The sequence below is a fragment of the Cellulosimicrobium sp. NPDC057862 genome, from assembly GCF_042797035.1.
Taxonomy (GTDB): Bacteria; Actinomycetota; Actinomycetes; order Actinomycetales; family Cellulomonadaceae; genus Cellulosimicrobium.
In genome coordinates this window covers 55701-76204 of sequence record NZ_JBHVMH010000004.1, presented here as the reverse complement: position 1 = coordinate 76204, position 20504 = coordinate 55701, and the positions used below count along the sequence as shown (strand labels likewise).

Annotated in this window: 17 protein-coding genes; 8 read left to right on the top strand and 9 right to left on the bottom strand. The window is 75.8% G+C overall.

Features of this window, described 5'->3' with window-relative positions; translation table 11 throughout:
- Positions 1 to 14: 14 nt before the first annotated feature.
- A complete protein-coding gene (locus tag ACFVN3_RS07505; protein ID WP_378232144.1) occupies positions 15 to 734 on the bottom strand; it encodes a response regulator in 720 nt (239 codons plus the stop codon).
- On the bottom strand, positions 731 to 2059 hold the full coding sequence (locus tag ACFVN3_RS07500; protein WP_378232143.1) for a sensor histidine kinase: 1329 nt from the start codon (positions 2057 to 2059) through the stop codon (positions 731 to 733). Before ACFVN3_RS07500 ends, ACFVN3_RS07505 begins: the two co-directional genes overlap by 4 nt.
- Before the next feature lie 292 nt (positions 2060 to 2351).
- Between ACFVN3_RS07500 and ACFVN3_RS07495 the strand changes: the two genes are divergently transcribed.
- From ACFVN3_RS07495 to ACFVN3_RS07485, 3 genes are all read left to right on the top strand, one after another.
- A complete protein-coding gene (locus ACFVN3_RS07495; protein ID WP_378232141.1) occupies positions 2352 to 2777 on the top strand; it encodes a hypothetical protein in 426 nt (141 codons plus the stop codon).
- A 241-nt stretch (positions 2778 to 3018) separates the two neighbouring features.
- Positions 3019 to 4728 (top strand): multicopper oxidase family protein, encoded by a 1710-nt coding sequence (locus ACFVN3_RS07490; RefSeq protein WP_378232140.1) that lies wholly within the window; start codon positions 3019 to 3021, stop codon positions 4726 to 4728.
- 145 nt (positions 4729 to 4873) lie between these two features.
- A complete protein-coding gene (locus tag ACFVN3_RS07485) occupies positions 4874 to 6250 on the top strand; it encodes a M20/M25/M40 family metallo-hydrolase (protein WP_378232139.1) in 1377 nt (458 codons plus the stop codon).
- Between the two features lie 19 nt (positions 6251 to 6269).
- On the opposite strand, the gene ACFVN3_RS07480 is transcribed toward ACFVN3_RS07485, so the two are convergent.
- Together ACFVN3_RS07480 and ACFVN3_RS07475 are read right to left on the bottom strand one after the other, a co-directional pair.
- Entirely contained in the window at positions 6270 to 7103 is an 834-nt protein-coding gene (locus ACFVN3_RS07480) for a fructosamine kinase family protein (RefSeq protein WP_378232138.1), read from the bottom strand.
- A 10-nt stretch (positions 7104 to 7113) separates the two neighbouring features.
- A complete protein-coding gene (locus tag ACFVN3_RS07475; protein WP_009861400.1) occupies positions 7114 to 7347 on the bottom strand; it encodes a DUF5703 family protein in 234 nt (77 codons plus the stop codon).
- A 102-nt stretch (positions 7348 to 7449) separates the two neighbouring features.
- Here ACFVN3_RS07475 and ACFVN3_RS07470 point away from each other — a divergent pair, with 102 nt between their 5' ends.
- Positions 7450 to 7764 (top strand): primosomal protein, encoded by a 315-nt coding sequence (locus ACFVN3_RS07470; protein ID WP_378232137.1) that lies wholly within the window; start codon positions 7450 to 7452, stop codon positions 7762 to 7764.
- A gap of 10 nt (positions 7765 to 7774) precedes the next feature.
- Here the strand turns inward: ACFVN3_RS07470 and ACFVN3_RS07465 are convergent, their stop codons facing one another.
- A complete protein-coding gene (locus tag ACFVN3_RS07465) occupies positions 7775 to 8743 on the bottom strand; it encodes an aldo/keto reductase (RefSeq protein ID WP_378232136.1) in 969 nt (322 codons plus the stop codon).
- Positions 8744 to 8953: 210 nt separating this feature from the next.
- Here ACFVN3_RS07465 and ACFVN3_RS07460 point away from each other — a divergent pair, with 210 nt between their 5' ends.
- Complete coding sequence (locus ACFVN3_RS07460) at positions 8954 to 9829, top strand: undecaprenyl-diphosphate phosphatase (protein WP_378232135.1); 876 nt, start codon at positions 8954 to 8956, stop codon at positions 9827 to 9829.
- A gap of 7 nt (positions 9830 to 9836) precedes the next feature.
- Here the strand turns inward: ACFVN3_RS07460 and ACFVN3_RS07455 are convergent, their stop codons facing one another.
- Positions 9837 to 10946, bottom strand: coding sequence for a magnesium and cobalt transport protein CorA (locus tag ACFVN3_RS07455; protein WP_378232134.1), 1110 nt, complete (start codon positions 10944 to 10946; stop codon positions 9837 to 9839).
- A gap of 140 nt (positions 10947 to 11086) precedes the next feature.
- Between ACFVN3_RS07455 and mshC the strand changes: the two genes are divergently transcribed.
- Positions 11087 to 12361: a cysteine--1-D-myo-inosityl 2-amino-2-deoxy-alpha-D-glucopyranoside ligase gene (gene mshC, locus ACFVN3_RS07450; RefSeq protein ID WP_378232133.1), complete on the top strand. Its 1275-nt coding sequence runs from the start codon at positions 11087 to 11089 to the stop codon at positions 12359 to 12361.
- A 34-nt stretch (positions 12362 to 12395) separates the two neighbouring features.
- On the opposite strand, the gene ACFVN3_RS07445 is transcribed toward mshC, so the two are convergent.
- The gene (locus ACFVN3_RS07445; protein WP_378232132.1) at positions 12396 to 13262 is read right to left on the bottom strand and encodes a PAC2 family protein; all 867 of its coding nucleotides are present in this window, start codon (positions 13260 to 13262) and stop codon (positions 12396 to 12398) included.
- A gap of 137 nt (positions 13263 to 13399) precedes the next feature.
- Between ACFVN3_RS07445 and ACFVN3_RS07440 the strand changes: the two genes are divergently transcribed.
- Positions 13400 to 14113 (top strand): HAD family hydrolase, encoded by a 714-nt coding sequence (locus ACFVN3_RS07440; protein WP_378232131.1) that lies wholly within the window; start codon positions 13400 to 13402, stop codon positions 14111 to 14113.
- 26 nt (positions 14114 to 14139) lie between these two features.
- On the opposite strand, the gene ACFVN3_RS07435 is transcribed toward ACFVN3_RS07440, so the two are convergent.
- Together ACFVN3_RS07435 and ACFVN3_RS07430 are read right to left on the bottom strand one after the other, a co-directional pair.
- Entirely contained in the window at positions 14140 to 16365 is a 2226-nt protein-coding gene (locus ACFVN3_RS07435; RefSeq protein ID WP_378232129.1) for an alpha/beta fold hydrolase, read from the bottom strand.
- 36 nt (positions 16366 to 16401) lie between these two features.
- Positions 16402 to 17604: a class I SAM-dependent methyltransferase gene (locus tag ACFVN3_RS07430; RefSeq protein ID WP_378232128.1), complete on the bottom strand. Its 1203-nt coding sequence runs from the start codon at positions 17602 to 17604 to the stop codon at positions 16402 to 16404.
- Here ACFVN3_RS07430 and ACFVN3_RS07425 point away from each other — a divergent pair.
- Positions 17495 to 20485: an AAA family ATPase gene (locus ACFVN3_RS07425; protein ID WP_378232127.1), complete on the top strand. Its 2991-nt coding sequence runs from the start codon at positions 17495 to 17497 to the stop codon at positions 20483 to 20485. The genes ACFVN3_RS07430 and ACFVN3_RS07425 overlap by 110 nt on opposite strands.
- The last annotated feature ends 19 nt before the right edge of the window (positions 20486 to 20504 follow it).

The following is a 20504-nucleotide window of genomic DNA, read 5'->3' as shown; positions in this document are numbered from 1 at the left end:
CGCGGACCTCGCCTCTACCTGGGCGGTTTGCCCGGGCGGACCAGGCCGGTCTCGTAGGCGACGACGACGAGGCCGGCCCGGTCCCGCACGCCCAGCTTGGCGAGGATGCGGCCCACGTGCGTGCGGGCCGTCGCCGGGCTCATGAACAGCGTCGACCCGATCTCGTCGTTGGTCAGTCCGCGCCCGACGTGCACGAGCACCTCGCGCTCGCGGTCCGTCAGCCGGTCGGCGACCGCGGCGACGAGCGCGTCGTCGCGGCGCCCGGCGTCCACCGCCTGCGCGACGACGCGTGCCGTCACCGCGGGGGAGAGCAGCGCGTCGCCCGCGGCGGCCGTGCGCACCGCGGCGCGCAGCTCGTCCGGGCTCGCGTCCTTGAGCAGGAAGCCCGACGCCCCGGCCCGCAGCGCCGCGAAGAGGTTCGCGTCGTCGTCGAACGTCGTGAGGACGACGACCCGCGGCCCGTGCGCGGCGTCGTCCGCGCCCGTCGCGCCGTCCGGTAGCCCGGAGCCGGCGCCCGGGTCGTGGGCGATCTGTCGCGTGGCCGCGATCCCGTCGAGCACGGGCATCTGGAGATCCATGAGGACGACGTCGGGGCGCACGCGGCGCACGAGCGCCACGCCCTCCCGGCCGTCGGCGGCCTCGCCGACGACCTCGACGTCGTCCGCGCGCTCGAGCAGCGCGCGGATGCCGGTCCGCACGAGGGGCTGGTCGTCGACCAGCACGACGCGGATCACGCGGCATCCCCGCCCGAGGACTGCGGGCCCCGCGCCGAAGCCGTCCCGCGCACCGTGGCGCCGGGCGTGAGCGGCACGAGCGCCCGCAGCCGGAACCCGCCACCGTCGGGCGCGGCGGTCTCGACCGTGCCGCCCAGGACCGCGACGCGCTCGCGCAGGCCGCGCAGCCCGAGCCCGCCACGGTCAGTGGCGTCGCCCGTGCCCCGTGCCCCGCGGCCGTCGTCGCGCACCTCGACCGCGAGCACGTCGCCCGGTGCACCGGGCGAGCGCTCCAGCGCCACGCGGACGACGGCGGCGCGGGCCCCGGCGTGCCGCAGCACGTTGGTCAGGCCCTCCTGGACGACCCGGTACGCCGCCGCGCCCGCGGCCGTCCCGTCGGCCGTCCCCGACGGCAGGTCGACGTCCAGGGTGACGTCGAGCCCGGCCGCCCGGGCCGTGCGCGCGAGGTCGTCGAGCCGGTCGACGCGCGCCTGGTCCGCGATTCCCGCGGGCGCGGCCGTCCCGCGCAGCGCGCGCACCGTGGCGCGCAGGTCCGCCAGGGCCGTCGTCGTGGCCGTCCGGACGAGCTCGAGCTCGGCCCGCGCGGTCGCGAGCGCGTCGGAGCCCGCTGTGCTGGCGGCGTCCACGTCGTCCAGGGCCTCGCGCGCGACGTTGGCGTGCAACGAGACGACCGCGAGGTGGTGCCCGACGACGTCGTGCAGGTCGCGGGCGACGGCCTCGCGGTCGTGCGCGAGCCGGTCGGCGGCCTCGAGCTCGTGCGTCTGCTCGCGCAGCGCGTCGGCGTGCCGCCGCTGCTCGTCGCGCTGCCGACGGGCGAACGACCCGTGCCCGAGGGCGATCGCCGCGGCCATGAGCGCCACGGTCGTCGCCAGCTCGTAGCCGACGACGTACCGGACGTCGTCGCCCTCGGCGAGCCGGAAGTACGTCGAGGCGACGACGAGCGCCCCCGCGACCCCGACGGCCCACCCGAGCCGGCCCGCGACGGCCGCCGAGTACAGGGCGACCGAGACGGGCAGGGCGAGGCCGATCGCGGGCAGGTCGAGCGTGTAGTAGGCGCAGATCACGAGCGCGGTCGCGACGAGCACCCCGACCGGGAAGCGGCGCCGGCCGAGCACGAGCAGCCCGAGCACGAGAGCGATCGGGTACGCGACCCACGGGTCGGCCCGCGTGCCCCCGACGTCGGCCGCGATGGCGAACGCGACGACGTCGAACACGGCGAACCCCAGCAGGGCGTCGATGAGCCACGGCGGTGGCGACGGGCGCGACGGCCGGGTCGCGGGCGGCGATCCGGAGGGCCGGTCGTGGGGGAGGTCGGGGGACGTCACGCTCACCGAGTCTAGGAAGACCCACCCCGACGCGCGTCCGTCGCGGGGCGGGTCCACGTCAGGGTCGACTACGTCGAGACGCGTACGTGCGCGGCGTCGGACGACGCATCGCCTCGCGCGCCCGGGCGGACGCGGCGCCGCACCGCCGCTCCCTAGCGTCGACGGCATGAACCCGACTCCCGGCCCCGCACCGGACCGCCCGACCTCACCCGCGTCGTCCGTCTCGCCCGCTTCGTCCGGCCCACCTGGTGGTCCGGTCCCGCCCGGTCCCGCTGTTCCGCCCGGACGGTCGGTGGCGCCGGCACCCGCTCCCCGCGCCGCGCTCGGCGAGACCGTCCGCTCGCTGAGCTGGCCGCTCGTCCTCGGGCTCGGCGCGCTCGCGCTCGTCCGACCGCTCCTGAGCGTCACCGGCCTCGACGAGGCGATCGGCCGGCCCGCCGCGCCGCTGCTCACGACCCTCGTGCTCACGGTCGTGTGGGTCGGCGCGATCGTCCTCGCCCGCCCGGCGCACCCGCTCGCGACCGGCGTGGCCGTCGGGCTCGCCTACGGCGTCCTCGCGCTGATCCTCAGCGCCGTGCTCTCGCCGGTCCTCACCGGCGAGCTCCAGGGCCCCGTCGCGCACCCCGTCGCGATCGTCCCGATGCTGCTCACCAACGCGGCCTGGGGCGCGCTCGCGGGGGCCGTGGCGCTCGGTCTCCTCACGGCCCGACGCCGTTGAGGCCCGAGGGGCCGACGGCTCTCCGCGCCACCCCGACCCCCCGACTCCGCGACCGCCCCGTCCCCGGCACCACCCCGAGCCACGACCCCGTGCGCTCGGGGTCGGTTCCGGGCGTGCGTACGCTTCCGAGCGGACGCGCCCGGCACCGCCCGGTCCCTAGCGTCGACAGCGTCGCCCGCACCACCGGGCCGCCGTCGGACCGCACCCGCCGCCCGCCGTCGTCCACCCTGGAGAAGACCCGATGACGACCACGTACACCACCCCGCCGCCCGCCGTCCCCCCGGACCCCGGGGCACTTGTCGGACCGCCCGGACGTCGTCCGCGACGGCGGCGCAGCCCGCTGGCGCGCGTCCTCGTCGTGCTCGGGCTCGTCGCGCTGCTGTTCGTCGGGGCGGTCGTCGCGGTCGTGGGCGTCGCGTGGGCGCGGGCCGCGACGAGCACCGCGGGAGCCGTGGAGTTCACGCGGCCGCTCGCCGTCCCGCCGCTCGCGGAGTCCCGGGTCGAGGACGGCGTGCGCGTCTTCGAGCTCGAGGCGCGCGAGGGCGTCACCGACCTCGGCGCGTCCGCCCCCACCCCGACGATCGGGCTGAACGGCGACTACCTGGGTCCCACCCTGCGGGCCGCGCGCGGCGAGCGCGTGCGCGTCGACGTGACGAACGCCCTCGACGAGACGACGACGCTCCACTGGCACGGCATGCACCTGCCGCCCGCGATGGACGGCGGCCCCCACCAGATGGTCGAGCCGGGCGAGACGTGGTCGCCCACGTGGACGATCGACCAGCCTGCCGCGACGCTCTGGTACCACCCGCACCTGCACGGGCAGACCGCGAGCCAGGTGTACCGGGGGCTCGCGGGGATGTTCCTCCTCGACGACCCGGCCGCGGCCGACGGCCCCGCCGCCGACCTGCCCCACGAGTACGGCGTCGACGACGTCCCCGTCATCCTCCAGGACAAGAGCTTCCACGCCGACGGACGGCTCGACGACGCCGTCTCCTTCCTGTCGCCGGTCGGCGCCCTCGGCGACGCCGTCCTCGTCAACGGCACCCCCGGGCCGTACCTCGGCGTGACGACCGAGCGCGTCCGCCTGCGCCTGCTCAACGGCTCCGACTCGCGCGTCTACGACGTCGGCCTCGCCGACGGCGGCCCGGTCCAGCTCGTCGGGACCGACGGCGGGCTGCTCCCCGCCCCGCGGACGGTCGAGCGCGTGCGCCTCTCCCCGGGCGACCGTGCGGAGGTCGTCGTGACCCTGGCCCCGGGGCAGCGCGCGGTCCTGCGCAGCTTCCCGCCCGAGCTGGGCGTGAACCCGCTGTTCGAGCGGTTCTCGGGCGGCGACGACACGCTCGACCTCCTCGAGCTCCGCGCGGCCGGCACGCTCGAGCCGAGCCCCGACGTCCCCGGCACGCTCGGCGCCACCGACCCCGCGGACGCGCTCGACGAGTCCGACGCCGTGCGCACCCGCCGCTTCCAGCTCGCCGGGACCGCCATCAACGGACGCTCCATGGACATGGCGCGGATCGACGAGGTCGTCACGGCCGGCGAGACCGAGGTGTGGGAGGTCACCGGGCTCGACGACACCCCGCACAACTTCCACGTGCACGACGTCCAGTTCCGCGTCCTCGACGTCGCGGGCCAGCCGCCGGGTCCGGACCTCGCCGGGTGGCAGGACACGGTCTACGTGCAGCCGGGGCGCGTGACGCGCCTGCTCGTCCGGTTCGACCCCGCCGAGGGCACGACCGACCCGACCACCCCGTACATGTTCCACTGCCACCTCCTCACGCACGAGGACCGCGGCATGATGGGCCAGCTCGTCGTCGTCGCCCCGGGCGAGCAGGCGCCGTCCCGCATCGACGTGCCCGACGGCGCCACCCACCCCGACCACGACGCGGACGCGCTCCCGGGCGACGGCACCGGACCCCGCCGCCCCGACCCCGCCCCGCACGACGGCCACTGACCCACGCGGCCCGAGCATGCGGTTGCGGACCGGTCCGGACGCTGGACGAGCTGCGACCGCATGCTCGGCCGGCGACGGGCGTCCGAGATGTGGGAGGGTCGTCGAGCCGGTCGGGCGCGACGACGGCGGCGGGTAGCGTGTGGCCATGACCGCTCCTCACCCGGACTCCCTGGCCAGCGCCCGCACCCCGGCGAACGACGTCACCTCCGGCGCCGTGCCGCGCGCGGAGGACGAGGTGGTGCGGATCTGCCGGGAGCTGCTCCGGATCGACACGTCGAACTTCGGCGACGGGACCGGTCCGGGCGAGCGCCGCGCGGCGGAGTACGTCATGGGGCTGCTGCATGAGGTCGGGCTCGAGCCGGAGCTGTTCGAGTCAGAGCCCGGACGGGCGAGCGTCGTCGTGCGCCTGGAGGGCGCGGACCCGACGCGGCCGGCGCTCGTGCTGCACGGGCACCTCGACGTCGTGCCGGCGCAGGCGGCGGACTGGTCGGTGGACCCGTTCGCGGGCGAGGAGATCGACGGCCTGCTGTGGGGCCGAGGCGCCGTCGACATGAAGGACATGGACGCGATGATCCTCGCGGTCGTGCGCCAGATGGCGCGCGAGGGGCGCAAGCCTGCGCGCGACGTCGTGGTCGCGTTCTTCGCCGACGAGGAGGCGGGCGGCGTGTACGGGGCGCGCTACGCCGTCGACCACCGGCCCGAGCTGTTCGAGGGCGCGACCGAGGCGATCAGCGAGGTCGGCGGGTTCTCGGTCGAGGTGGGCGGCCGGCGGGCCTACCTGCTCCAGACGGCGGAGAAGGGCATCGCGTGGCTGCGCCTCGTCGCGGAGGGCCGTGCGGGCCACGGGTCGCAGGTGAACGACGACAACGCGGTGACGCGGCTCGCGGAGGCGGTCGCGCGCATCGGGGCCCACCACTGGCCCCACACGCTCACGCCGACGGTCGACAAGCTGCTCCGGGGCGTCGCCGACCTCACCGGGCTCCGGTACGACCCGGAGGACCCGTCGTCGGTCGCGGCGCTCGTCGCCGCGCTCGGCCCCGCGTCGCGGTTCGTCGGGGCGACGGTGCGCCACACGTCGAACCCGACGCAGCTCACCGCCGGGTACAAGGCCAACGTCATCCCGGGTCGGGCCGAGGCGGCGATCGACGCGCGCCTGCTCCCCGGGCACGAGGAGGAGGGGTTCGCGACGCTGCGCGCGCTCGCGGGCGAGCACGTGCGGGTCGAGGAGATCCACCGGGACATCGCGCTCGAGGTGCCGTTCGAGGGCGACCTGGTCGACGCGATGGTCGACTCGCTGCTCGCCGAGGATCCCGAGGCGACAGTGCTGCCGTACACGCTGTCAGGCGGCACGGACAACAAGTCGCTCGCGCGCCTCGGCATCACGGGCTACGGCTTCGCGCCGCTCCGCCTGCCCGGCGACCTCGACTTCTCCGGCATGTTCCACGGCGTCGACGAGCGCGTCCCGGTCGACTCGCTGCGCTTCGGCGTGCGCGTGCTGGACCGCCTGCTGCGCACCTGCTGACGCCGTCCTGGTCGACCGCTCAGCCGTTGCCGAGCAGCGCCCGGACCGACGAGCGGAGCTGCGCGCGGTAGCCGCCGCCGAACAGCACCGCGTGCACGGCGACCGGGTACACCTGGTGCAGCGCGACCCGGTGCCGCCACCCGCGCGCGAGCGGGTGCGCGGCGTCGTACCCGGCGACGATCTCGTCGAGGAAGGGCGCACCGAACAGCGCGAGCATCGCCAGATCGGCCTCGCGGTGCCCGCCGTGCGCGGCGGGGTCGATCAGCACCGCCTCGACGCCGCCCGGACGCCCGCCCGGGCCGGGGCCGAGCGGGGACCACAGCACGTTGCCCGACCACAGGTCGCCGTGCACGCGCGCGGGCGAGTCGTCGAGCGCGGGTCGCGCGAGGTCCGCAAGGCTCCCGCCGAGCCGCTCGAGCAGGTGCACGTCGTCGGCGTCGAGCGCGCCACGGTCCCGGCCCTGCCGTGCGACCGGGACCAGGCGTGCCTCGGCGTAGAAGGTCGGCCAGTCGGGCCAGGAGCCCGTCGGCATCGGCAGCGGGTCGTCGAGCGGACCGAAGAACCCGTCGCCCGTCCACCCTGGTGGCGGCGCGCCCCACGCGGGGGCGCCGGCGTCGTGCACGACGGCGAGCGCCCGGCCGAACGCGTGCGCCGCCGCGGGCGTCGGCGCGGCAGGCAGGACGCGTTCGAGGTCGAGGCCCGTCGGGCGCACGTCGAGGACCCGGGCGACACGGGGCCCGCATGCGACGTCGAGCCAGGCCAGCCCCGCCGCCTCGCACGTGAAGAACCCCGGGGGCGCGCCGGTTCGGGATTTGGTGAAGACGCCCGACGGCGCGCCCCCGGGGCTCCTCATGGTCCTGGAGTCACAGGGTCGAGCTGACCCGGATGATCTTGCGGCGCAGCCAGACGCGGCGCTCGCCCCCGACGTAGAGCCGGGTGCGGGCGAGCTCCCAGCGCCCGTACTCGGCCTCGTCGGTGAGCAGCCTGCTCGCGTCCGACCGGCTCGTGGAGCGGTCGATCGTCAGGACGCGGTACTCGTACTGCCCGCCGTGCGCGGCCCATCCGGACCGCCGACGTGACGTCGGCCTCTCCTCCACGTGCCACCGTCCTCTCTCGCCTGTCTCGGTCGTCGGCCGGGCGGGAAGAACCTGCTCGACTAACGAGTGCCATTGTGCCCCTCTCGGCGCTACCGTCAGGGTATGACCGCTGACCCGCGTGCCGCGCTCGACCGGTTCATCGCCGCGCTCGAGGCCCACTACAACGCCGTCGCCGCACGCCGCGGGGAGGACGACCCCTCCGTCGACGACGCCTACTACGTGCTCGCGGACGCCTTCGAGGTCTATGACGAGGCCCTCGGTCAGGTGCACGGGGAGGCGACGCCGTTCTACCTCGCGGAGGAGGACGACGAGGACGACGAGGACGACGACGAGGAGGAGGACGAGGTCGACGACCTCGACGACACGCTCGACGACGACGTCCTGACCGGCGAGCTCGAGACCGACGGCGCGCGCTGACGCTCCGGCGTCACCACCGCTCGGGGTAGCCGACCTCCAGGTCGCTCACGTCGTCGAGCGCCGCACGGACCGCGTCGGGCAGCTCGAGGTCGGTCGCGGCGAGCGACGTCCGGAGCTGGGCGGGGGTCCGCGCGCCGACGATCGCGCTCGCCACGGTGGGGCGGCCGAGGAGCCACGACAGCGCGACGTCGAGCGGGGCGCGGCCCAGCCCGTCGGCCGCGGTGACGACGGCCTCGACGATCCCCGACGAGGACTGGTCCAGGTAGGGCTCGACGAACGCGGACAGGTGCGGGGACGCACCGCGCGAGTCCGCGGGGAGCGAGCGGCGGTACTTGCCCGTGAGCACGCCCCGCCCCAGCGGCGACCAGGCGAGCAGCCCGAGGCCGAGCGCCTCGGCCGCCGGCACGACCTCCCGCTCCGCGCCGCGCTGGAGCAGCGAGTACTCGAGCTCGACCGCGGCGAGACCGACGTCGTCCGCACCGCCGAGCAGGGTCGCGGCACGCGCGGTCGCCCACGCGGGGTGGTTGGACAGGCCGACGTAGCGCGCGCGCCCGGACGTCACGGCGTGGCGCAGCGCGGAGAGCGTCTCGGTGAACGGGGTGCTCGGGTCGGGCGCGTGCACGAGGAACAGGTCGACGTGGTCGGTGCCCAGGCGCGACAGCGAGTCGTCCAGCGAGTCGAGGAGCGCCCCGCGGGACGCGTCGACGACCGGGCCCTGCGCCGTGCGGCGCACGCCGGCCTTGGTGCACAGGAGCACCTCGCGCCGGTCGACCTTCGACCCCAGCAGCGACCCGAGCAGCGACTCGGCGTCCCCGTCGGCGTACGAGGCGGCGGTGTCGACGAGGGTCCCGCCCGCGTCGACGAAGTCGCGCAGCTGCTCGGCGGCGTCGAGCTCGTCCGTGTCCCGGGCCCACGTCATGGTGCCGAGGCCGAGCTCGGACACGCGCAGGCCGGTGCTGCCGAGGTGGCGGTGTTCCATGGGAGCCGAGGGTACCGGCGGACCCTGCTCCGCGACCGTCGGGGCGCGCGGCGGGCGCCGGGAGCCGCGAGGTTCACCCTGCGCCCCGGGGCCCGCCGGCCAGGTACGCGGGACGGCGTTCACGCGCCCGTCGCCCGGCGTTCATCCGGGGGCGCCGACCCGCCGACGAGGTGCCGAGAGGGCTTGCCCGAGCGGGTATCGTGGCCGCTCGTGAACGCGTGGGAAGCCGTCCTCCTCGGCCTCGTCCAGGGCCTGACCGAGTTCCTCCCGATCTCCTCGAGCGCGCACCTGCGCATCGTGGGCGAGCTCATCGGCTCGCAGGACCCGGGGGCCGCCTTCACGGCGATCACCCAGATCGGGACCGAGACGGCGGTCCTCCTGTACTTCCGTCGCGACATCGCGCGGATCTGCGCGGCGTGGTGGCGCTCCGTGCGCGGCGACCACGGGACGGACTGGAAGGCGCGTCTCGGCAGGCACGACCACGACGCCGCGATGGCCTGGTACATCGCCCTGGGCTCCGTCCCGATCGTCGTCCTCGGCTTGCTCTTCCAGGACGCGATCGAGAACACGTTCCGCAACCTCTACCTCACCGCGCTCATGCTCGCCGTCTTCGCGCTCCTGCTCGGCTGGGCGGACCGGATCGGCGCCAAGCGGCGCACGCTGCGCGAGCTCTCGCCCGGCCAGGCGGTCGCCTTCGGGTTCGCGCAGGCGCTCGCGCTCGTCCCGGGCGTCTCCCGGTCCGGCGGCACGATCACGGCGGGACTCCTCATGGGGTTCACGCGCGAGGCCGCGGCGCGCTACTCGTTCCTGCTCGCGATCCCCGCGGTCATGGGCTCGGGCTTCTACCAGCTCTTCAAGTCCGCGGACGAGCCGGCGCCCGGCGCGCCCGGCGCGGGAGCGACCCTCATCGCCACGCTCGTCGCGTTCGTCGTCGGGTACTTCGTCATCATCGCGTTCCTCAAGATCGTCTCGACGTTCAGCTACACGCCGTTCGTGGTCTACCGCCTGGTGGTCGCGGCGCTCGTCGTGCTGCTCCTGCTCACCGGCGTGCTCGAGCCCGGGGGGACCGCCGCGTCCACCCCGTGAGCCGCGGTCAGAGCCAGCCGACCCGCTTGAACACGCGATAGAGCACCAGGCAGCCGGCGGCCATGAGCCCGAGCGCGAACGGGTAGCCGAACGCCCAGTGCAGCTCGGGCATGTTCCGGAAGTTCATGCCGTAGACCCCCGCGACGATCGTCGGGTACACGAGGATCGCGGCCCAGGCCGAGATCTTGCGCATGTCCTCGTTCTGGCGCACCGACACCTGGGACATGTGGACCTGGAGCATGTCCGAGAGCAGGTCGTCGTGCGCGTCGAGGTGACGGTCGATCCGCTCGACGGTCGTCACCACGCGCTCGAGCATGCGCCGGTTCACCGCGAGATGGTCGGGCACGTCGGGGTCGAGGAGCTCGGGCAGCTCGGCCGAGACGGGCATGAGCGCGCGCCGCGCCTCGGTGATCTCACGCTTGAGGTCGTAGATGCGCTCGACCGGGTCCTCCCGCTGCTGGTCGAACACGACCCGCTCCGTGTCCGCGACCGCGTCTCCCAGGCCGAGCTCGACCTGCGACGCCCCGCCCACGATCGCCAGGACGGCGGCGGACACGATCCGCTGGACGGGCGTGCCCCGTGGGTCGCCCGGGGCGGCGAGCTTGTCGAGCATGGTCGCGTGCACGTCGGCGTCCCCCTCCTCGGCGGTGACGACGGTCCCCGGCCCGAGCAGCGCGGCGAACTGGCCGGTGCGTACCTGACGGTCCACCTCCGTGAACCACGCCGTCGGCGTGACGAGCAGGAGCCAGTCGGCCGCGAGGCGGCGCACGTGCGCGAGGGGATGGTGCGCGTGCCGGGACAGCTCGAGGCGCGTCGGCCCGGGTCCCGTCGAGACCCGGGCCGCGGCGTCGAGCACGGCGTCGAGGTCGGCGACCCGCGCCCACGTCGCCGGGCCCCGCGCGGCCGGGCGGTCCTCGCGGTCGCCGTCCTCGTGGTCGCGGGCCGCGTCGTCCACGGCGCGCGCGTCCCCGAGCGCGCCGGGGTCGATCTCGCGCACCCCGGCCGCTCCCGGGTCCACGGTCCATGCCGCCAGCACGCGGACGCCGGGGAGCAGCGGGCCGTCGTCGCTCGACCCGTCCCGCGGGGCGTCGACTCGGGGGTCGGTGGGCTTCGTCACGTCCGCATTGTCCCGCGCCCGGCTCGGACCTGCCCGGGCGCGCGAGATCGCCGCCCGGGCGCGGTCGGGGCCGGGTGCGCGGGGTGCCCGGCTTCCGGACGACGGTCCGGTGCCGACGTCCCGACGGCTAAGGTTGACGCGTGCACAGCTGGCCCGCCCCGCAGATCCCCGAGCTCCCCGGACGAGGCCTCCCGGTCCGGGTGCACGACTCGACGACCCGCGAGCTCGTCGTGGCGGCCTCGGGCGAGGACGCCACCCTCTACGTGTGCGGCATCACGCCGTACGACGCGACCCACATCGGCCACGCGGCCACCTACGTCGCGTTCGACCTGCTCGTGCGCGCGTGGACGGACGCCGGCCAGCGCGTGCGGTACGCGTCGAACGTCACGGACGTCGACGACCCGCTGCTCGAGCGCGCCGCCGCGACCGGCGTCGACTGGCGCGCGCTCGCCGTCGACCAGACGGCGCTCTTCGCCGAGGACATGACGGCGCTCGGCGTCGTCCCGCCGGACGTCTACGAGGGCGCCGTCGAGACGATCCCCGCCGTCGTCGAGGCGGTCACCCAGCTCCTCGACGCCGGGCTCGCCTACCGGGTGCCGGTCGAGCCCGGGGCGGGCGGGACCGACCCGGGGCTCGGCGACGTCTACGCCGACCTCTCGGCCGACCCCGCGTTCGGGTCGGTCTCGCGCCTCGCGCGCGACGTCATGCAGCACCTCTTCGCCGAGCGCGGGGGCGACCCCGACCGCGAGGGCAAGAAGGACGCGCTCGACCCGCTCCTCTGGCGTCGTGAGCGCCCGGGCGAGCCCGCGTGGGACGGCGGCGCGCTCGGCACCGGGCGACCGGGGTGGCACGTCGAGTGCGCCGTGATCTCGCGCGACGGGCTCGGCCTGCCGTTCGACGTGCAGGGCGGGGGAGCGGACCTGCTGTTCCCGCACCACGAGATGTCGTCGTCGCACGACCGCATGCTCTCCGGCGGCGGCGCGCCCCGCGCCCACGTCCACGCCGGCCTCGTCGCGTACGAAGGCGAGAAGATGAGCAAGTCGCGCGGCAACCTCGTGCTCGTCTCGAAGCTGCGTGCGACGGGCGTGGACCCCATGGCGATCCGCCTCGCGCTGCTCGCGCACCACTACCGCGGCGAGTGGGAGTGGACCGACGACGACCTGCCCGCCGGCGTGCGCCGCCTGGAGACCTGGCGCGACGCCGTCTCCGGCAACGGCGGTCCCGATGCCACCGCGACGCTCGCCGCCGTGCGCGCCGCGCTCGCCGCCGACCTGGACGCGCCCGCGGCGCTCGCGGCCGTCGACGCGTGGGCCGCGGAGTCGCTGCGTCCCGGGCGCGACACGTCCGGTGACGACGAGGGCGCGCCGGGCGTCGTCGCGCGCGCGGTCAACGCCCTGCTCGGCGTGCGTCTCTGACGCGGCGCCGCACGCCCGCGACGGCGCGGCTGCGTCAGACGGTCGGCCCCTTGCCCGGGTTGCCGCGGTCGCGGCGGCGCAGGTAGCGCTCGAACTCGCGCGCGATCGCCTCACCGCTCGCCTCGGGCAGCTCCGCCGTGTCCTTCGCCTCCTCGAGCTGCTGGACGTACTCCGCGATCTCGGTGTCCTCCGCGGCGAGCTCGTCGACGCCGTGCTGCCAGGCCTCGGCGTCCTCGGGCAGGTCTCCGAGCGGGATCGGCTCCGAGAGGAGCTCCTCGATGCGCGCGAGGATCGCGAGCGTCGCCTTCGGCGACGGCGGGTGCGCCACGTAGTGCGGCACCGCCGCCCACAGCGACACCGACTGGAGCCCGCGCTCGGCGGCGGCGTGCTGGAGCACCCCGACGATGCCCGTCGGCCCCTCGTACGTGCTCGGCTCGACGTCGAGCACCGCCTGGAGCCCGACGCTCTCCGACGTCGCCGTCATGGGGATGGGCCGCGTGTGCGGCACGTCCGCGAGCAGCGCGCCGAGCGTGACGACCGTGCGCACGTCGTGCTCCTCCGCGATGTCGAGCAGCTCGCGGCAGTACCGGCGCCACCGCATCGACGGTTCGATGCCGTGCACGAGCACGACCCGGCGCCCGCCGGGCGACAGGACCGCGGACGCGATCGTCGTCGTCGGCCACGTGATCTCGCGGAGCCCTTCGTCGTCGGTCGTGACGACCGGGCGGTTCACCTGGAAGTCGTGGTACTCCTCGGGGTCGAGCTCGTCCACGTCCTCGGCCCCCCACACCTCGTGCAGGTGCTGGAGGGCGGCCGTGGCGGCGCTCCCCGCGTCGTTCCAGCCCTCGAACGCCGCGATCATCACGGTCTGGCGGGTGCCCTCGGTCGCGTTCTCGGTCATCGCCCCAGCCTATGCGGCCGGGCCCGACGACGGCGGAGCGGGTTCGCGCGTGGCGTAGCCGCACGTAGGGTGGAGTGGCCGGGTGCACCGCGTCGTGCCCCGCCCGGACCCCACCCCTCGTCCTTGGAGCCATTGCCGTGACGTCCCCGCGACCCGCCACCGATCCCGCCCTCCCGCAGGCCGTCCTGTGGGACATGGACGGGACGCTCGTCGACACCGAGCCCTACTGGATCGCGGCGGAGCACGAGCTCGTCGACGCGCACGGGGGGACGTGGACGCACGAGGACGCGATGTCCCTCGTGGGCAACCCCCTGCGCGAGTCCGCGCGGATCATCCGGGACCGCGGGGGCGTCGACCTGCCGATCGACGAGATCGTCGCGTTCCTCATGGGCCGTGTCATCGAGCAGGTGCGGGCCGAGGTCCCGTGGCAGCCCGGCGCGCGCGAGCTCCTCACGGCGCTGCGCCAGGCGGGCGTGCCGTGCGCGCTCGTCACGATGTCGTACCGCGAGCTCGCCGCGCCGGTCGCCGAGCTCGCGCCGGACGACGCGTTCCAGGTGCTCGTGTGCGGGGACGAGGTCGAGCGCGGCAAGCCCGACCCCGAGCCGTACCTCCTCGCGGCCGAGCGGCTCGGGGTCGACATCGCGCGCTGCGTCGCGATCGAGGACTCGCCGGCGGGCATCGCGTCCGCCCGCGCCTCCGGCGCGGCCACGCTCGGCGTGGAGGCCGTGGTTCCCGTCCGGCCGGCGCCGGGACTGAGCCGGACGCCGTCGCTCGAGCTCGTCGACCTCGACCTGCTCGCCCGGCTCGTCTCCGGCGAGGTCGTCGACCTCATGGCCGACGACGCCGCATAGCGCGGGGGACGGCGGCGCCCGCGAGCTCAGAGCAGGTCGGCGAGCATCGCGGCGGCCCGCGCGGCGCCGTCGGCCTCGACGGCGAGCCGCTGCCGGGCGACCGCGCGTCCGTCGCCGCCGTGGCGCGACCCGACGAGCTCGGCGGCCATCGCCGCGGCGAGCGCGCCCGGGTCGGACGCCTCGGCGTACTCCACGCACCGTCCGGCGCCGTAGCGCTCGAGCCGGTGCCGCACGTGGACGTTCTGCTCGAAGTGGTGCTGCAGCGGGACGTAGAGGAACGGGCGGCCGGCGGCGGCGAGCTCCATGCAGGTCGTCAGGCCGCCCTGCACGACCGCGAGGTCGCACGCGGCCAGGTGCCGGTACAGGTCGGGCACGTAGCCGCGGTACGTGACGCCCCGCCGTCTCGGCAAGGTCGCGGGGTCGATCCTCGGCCCGGTCACGACCAGGACGCGCAGCCCGTCGACGAGGCGCCGTGCGGCCGGGACGGCGTCGAGCACGTGCCGCAGCAGGGACGTGCCCACGGCGGAGCCGCCGACCGTGACCACGCACAGCACGTCGTCCGGGCCGTAGCCGAGGTCGCGCCGCAGCGCCTCGCGCTCCGTCTCCGACGGCGGGACGAAGCCCGTGACGTACCCGGCGAAGTCGAAGTTCGCCTCCGTCCACTCCCGGATCCCCGGGAGGCCCGGGCCGAACGGCAGGTCGACGACGTCCGCCGGGTTCCCGACGAAGATCGAGCGGTCCCGGACGCGGCCGTAGCGCGCCCGCTGCTCGATCATCTCGGCGTTGTAGTCGGCGGTGAGCGCCGCCTCCGCGGAGCCGCCGTCGGGCATCGGGACCCAGCCGACGAAGTCGGTCATCCAGGCGAAGGCGAAGCGCTTGAGCTCGGGGTTCTCGTGCAGGAAGTGGTCGACGTCCCAGGCCTCGTCGCCGACGACGAGGTCGTAGCGGCCCTCGTCCACGACGTCGGCGAAGACCATGAAGTTGTTCACCATGATCGCGTCCATCCGGCGGATCGCCTCGAAGGCGTGCAGGTCGTGGTCGGCGGACTCGTCCTCGACGTGGGCGGACTCGTTCGCGAGCCAGGCCGAGGCGGGGTGCACCCGCTCCCCGGCGTCGGCGAGCAGGCGGGTCACCGGGTGCTGGGTGAGCCAGTCGACCTCGAGGTCCGGGTGGTGGTCGCGCAGCGCGCGGGCGACGGCGAGGTCGCGGCGCGCGTGCCCGAGCCCGATCGGGGACGAGAGGTAGAGCGCGCGGCGGTGACGGCTCGGCGCGCGTGTCCAGGTGCGGCGGCGGGGCCGCGGGACGACCTCGTCGGGGACCGTCCGCTCGACGAAGTCCTGGAGGAGGAGGTTCGTCCGGACCGGGTCGCGGGCCGGCAGACCGTGCCCGCCGCCGTCGACGAGGACGAGCTCCCCGCCGGTGAGCGCGGCGAGGCGTTCGCCGATCGCGGCCGGCCGGACGGCGTCGTGCGTCCCGTGCACGACGAGGACGGGGCAGGACACCCGCGCGCACAGCGGCTCGAGCGGGGTGCGCACGGCTCCCTCGAGGCCCAGCCGGCCGGCGGTGGTGTCGGCGAGGGTCTGCGGGGAGATCTCGTGCGCCCAGCGCACGACGTCCTCCACCTGCTTCGTGGAGTGCGGCTCGGTGAACATCTTCCGGGCGAAGAAGTCGACGTAGTCGTCGTAGCCCCCGCCGAGCCAGTACGCCTTGCTGTACTTGGCCCAGCCCTCGGTGGTGTCGTGCCGTGCGTCCCAGGCGTACCGCTCGCGCTCCGGGGCGGCCACGGCGAGTCCGCACGAGGGAGCGATCGCGACGATCCCCTGCACGCGTCCCGGGTGGGTCGCGGCGAGGTGGACCGCCCAGGCCGCCCCGCACGAGTACCCGACGACGACGGCGGCCCGCGTCCCGGTGTCGTCCAGCACGGCGGCGGCGTCCGCCGCGTACTGCTCGTCGGTGTACGCGGCGGCGCCCTCGGGTCGCCCGGCGTCCCCGCTCCCACGACCGTCGAAGGTCACGACGCGGAAGCGTCGCGCGAGGAACGGCACCTGGGCCTTCCAGAAGCGGGACGGCACGAGCGACCAGGTCGGCAGGAGCAGGACCGCCGGACCCGTCGTCCCGTGGACGGCCCAAGGGAGCGGCACGCCGTCGCGGACGACCACCCCGGTCCGGTCGGGCGGCCGGACGGGGGCCGGGTCGGGGCGCGGCACGGGTAGACCCGTCATCTCCGCAGTGTCCTCCGGTGCGATGCTCATGCCCATCCCTCCCCGTTCCCTCGTCGCCCCGGTCCGTCAGGCCCGGATCTCCAGCACGCGGTGGAACGGTGTCTCGGCGACGGACGCGAACCGGCTGAACCCGCCCGCCGTCGCGACGTCCCGGATCCGGGCCGGGCCCGCCTGGGTGCCGAGCGCCAGGCCCACGTCCTGCGACAGCGACGCCGGCGTGCACAGGAGCGTCGAGAAGCCGTAGTACGCGCGCCCGACGGGGTTGAGGTTGTCCTCGACGTGGTCCCCGGCCATCGGCTCGACGACCATCCAGGTGCCGTCCGGCGCCAGCGCGCGACGGACCTGCTCCGCCGCACCGACGGGGTCGCCCATGTCGTGCAGGCAGTCGAACATCGTGACCAGGTCGAAGCCCGACCCGCCGAGGTCCTGGGCCGACGCCACCTCGAACCGCACCCGGTCGGCGACACCCGCCTCCGCCGCCCGCCGGCGCGCGACCGCGATGGACTCCGGGTGGTAGTCGGAGCCCACGAAGCGCGAGCTCGGGAACGCCTGGGCCATGAGCACGGTCGAGGCGCCGTGACCGCACCCGACGTCCGCGACGAGCGCGCCGCGCTCGAGCTTGTCCACCACGCCCTCGAGCGCGGGCAGCCAATCAGCGACGAGGTGGGCGTGATAGCTCGGGCGGAAGAACCGCTCGCACCCGACGTGCACGTCGGAGACGTGCTCGTGCCAGCCGTACCCGGCGCCGCTGCGCGCGGCGTCGAGCACGTGGTCGACGTCGTGCACGGTGCCAAGGGCGATCTGGAAGAGACCCGGCAGGAAGGCGGGGCTGTCCTCGACCGTCAGTGCGACCGCCTGCTCGGGCGGCAGCGTGTAGCGGCCTGACGGCGGGTCGTACGTCACGTAGCCGCCCGCGGCCTGGGCGTTGAGCCACTCCCGGGCGTAGGGCTCGGCCGTCCCGGTGCGGTCGGCCAGCTCGGACGGCGTCGTGGGGCCGTGGGCCGCGAGGTCGCGATAGTAGCCGAGCTTGTCGCCGAGGACGACGAGCGCGGCGTTGAGGGTCGCGCCGACCTCGTCGACCGCGCGGAACACGAAGCGCATGAGCGCGTCCGTGTCGAGGGCGGGGGACGCCTCGGTCGGCGTGGTCGCCGGGGAGCCGGTGTCGCCCGGTCGCGCGTCGCTGATCTCCGTGGTCGTGTCGGTGCTCGGCCACGCGCCAGGCCGCACCCCCGGCCCGGGGCTGGTCTCGGTGTTCGTCTGGTGGCTCATCGGATGCTCCTGTGCTGTCCTGCCCGGCGGAACTGCCGGACCCGGCGAACGTAGGTCGCCGCGCCGGCCGCTCGCGTCAGGTGGCCCCCCTGGTCGTGCGGCACCTGCGGGAGCGTCCCACCCGGGGAGGTCGACCCCTCCCTACACTCATGGTCGTGGCACTCGTCGGCAGGGCCGCCGAGCAGGAGACGGTCGGACGCCTCCTCGCCTCGGCGCGTCTCGGCCGCGGCGGTGCCCTGGCGTCGCGGGTGAACCCGGGGTCGGCAAGACGTCGCTGCTGACCGACGCGCTCGAGGCCTCCGCGGCCGGTGACGCCGTGCGGGTCCTCAGCGTGACCCCGGCGGAGGTCGAGCAGGACCTGCCGTTCGCCGCACTCCACGCGCTGCTGCTGCCCGCTCTTCCCCTGCTCGACGACATCCCCGCCCCGCAGGCCGCCGAGCTCGGGGCGGCGCTCAGCGTGCGGCGCGGCGGCGGGCGGGACCGGTTCGCGATCGGCGCCGCGACCCTGAGCCTGCTCAGCAGGTACGCCGAGGACGGCCCGGTCGTCGTCGTCCTGGACGACGTGCAGTGGGCGGACAGGCCCTCGGTCGACGCGCTCGCGTTCGCCGCCCGGCGCGTGCGCGACGACCCTGTCGCGGTGCTGGTCGCCGGTCGCAGCGGAGAGCTCCCGGAGCCCGTGCACGGCCTGCCGGTGCTCGAGCTCGCGGGCCTCACGCCCGACGCCGCCGCGGAGCTGCTCGCCGCGACCCACCCGGACGGCGCGTCGCGCACGCTCGACGCGCTCTACCGCGAGACGCGCGGGAACCCGCTCGCCCTGCTGGAGCTGGCGGGCGAGCCCGAGGACGGGGCGGCTGTCGGCGCCGCCGTCGCGGAGCTCCCGCACGCGCTGCCCGCCAGGGTCCAGGGCGCGTTCGCGCGACGGCTGGACGCCCTCACGGCGCCCGAGCGCGCCGTGACCCTCGTCGCGGCGCTGTCGGGCGGCGACCTCCGCCTGACCCGCGCCATCTGCCGGCGGCTCGACCTCGACCCGGCCGGGCTGGACGGCCCGACCCGGGCGGGGCTGCTCACGGCCCACGAGGGACGGATCACGTTCCGGCACCCGCTGCTGCGCTCGGTGGTCTACGGCGCCTCCGCCGAAGGGCTCCGGCGCACGGTGCACCGGGGGCTCGCGGCCGAGCTCCAGGACGTCGACGTGGACCGGTACGCCTGGCACCTCGCGGCGGCGACGTCACGGCTCGACGAGGACGTCGCGGCGCTCCTCGACGCGCTCGCGGCGCGAGCGGCGGAACGCACGGCGTACACGGTCGCGTCGACGGCGCTCGAGCGCGCCGCACGGCTGAGCCCGGCCCCCGAGGCGGCCCGGTCGCGGCTCGTCGCGTCCGCACGCGCGGCATGGTCCGGCGGCCTCCCGGACCATGCCCTCGCGCTGCTGGACGAGGCGGAGCCGCCGGGCGCGCCGCCCTCCGCCCCTGGCGCCGAGCTGCGCGCCACGATCGCCGTGCGCTCGGGCTCCGTGCGCGACGGTCTCGACCTGCTCGAGCGGGCCGCCGACCTCGCGCCGGTCGACGAGCGCGTCCTCCTCCTCGCCGAGGCCACGCGCGCCTGCATGTACCTGGTCGACACGAGCGCGCTGCGCCGTGTCGAGGAGCGGGTCGCGGCCGTACTGCCCGACGTGACCGACCCGGTGAGCCGCGGGGTCGGGCTCGCCGCGTCCGGGGCGACGGGCGTGCTGCTGGGGCGTGACAGCACCTCCCGGCTGCGTGACGCCGTCGTCCTGCTGGCCGACGTCGACCCGCTCGTGCACCCCGCCGCCCTGCCCTGGCTGATGCTCGCGCCGCTGTTCCTGCGCGACGCCCGCTCCGGCGCCGAGCTGCGCGCGCTCGTCGACGAGGTCCGCACGCGCGTCGGCGTGGGCGCACTGCCCGACGTGCTCTTCCACGTGGCACGGGACCAGGCGACGACGAGCGCGTGGGACCGGGCCGCGGCCAACTACGACGAGAGCGCCCGGCTGGCGCGGGAGACCGGCCAGGGCGGGGCGCTCGCCATGGCGCTCGCGGGTCTCGCCTGGCTCGAGTCCCGCGCGGGCCGGAGCGCCGCGTGCCGCGAGCACGCGGCGGACGCGTCGGTGCTCTGCCGCGACCGGTCGATGCACTTCGGCGAGATCTGGTGCGAGCTGGCCCTGGGCGACCTGGCCCTGTCGGAGGGAGGCTCGGACGAGGCGGCGACCCGGTTCCTCGACCTCGCCGCCCGGCTCGAGCAGCTCGGCGTCCGCGACCCCGACCTGCACCCCGGACCGGAGCTGGTCGACGCGCTCCTGCGGACGGGCCGCGTCGCCGCGGCCCACGAGGTCGCCACCCGGTTCGCCGCCGCCGCCGGGGCGAGCGGCAGGCCCTGGACCCGGGGACGTGCCGACCGGGCGCTCGGCCTCGTCGCGCCCGAGGACGCGTTCGCGGTCCACTTCGAGTCGGCTCTCGGCCGCCACGGTCAGACCCGTGACCTCTTCGAGCGCGCCAGGACGCAGCTCGCGTACGGGATGCGGCTGCGCCGGGTCGGCCGACGCGTGGACGCTCGGGTGCACCTGCGGGCCGCGCTGACCGGCTTCGACGACCTCGGCGCCGTCCGGTGGGCGGCGAACGCCCGGACCGAGCTCGAGGCGACCGGGGAGAAGGTGGCGCCTCGCGAGGGCGTCGGGCGCGGCGCCCTCACGCCGCAGGAGCTGCAGGTCTGCCTCCTGCTCGTGGACGGGCGGACGACCCGGGAGACCGCGGCCGCGCTCTTCCTGAGTCCCAAGACGGTCGAGTACCACCTGCGCAAGGTGTACACGAGGCTCGGGATCCACTCGCGCGAGGAGCTCGCGGGCGTCCTCCGATCGGTCGGTTGACCGCCGGCCCGCTCGTGCG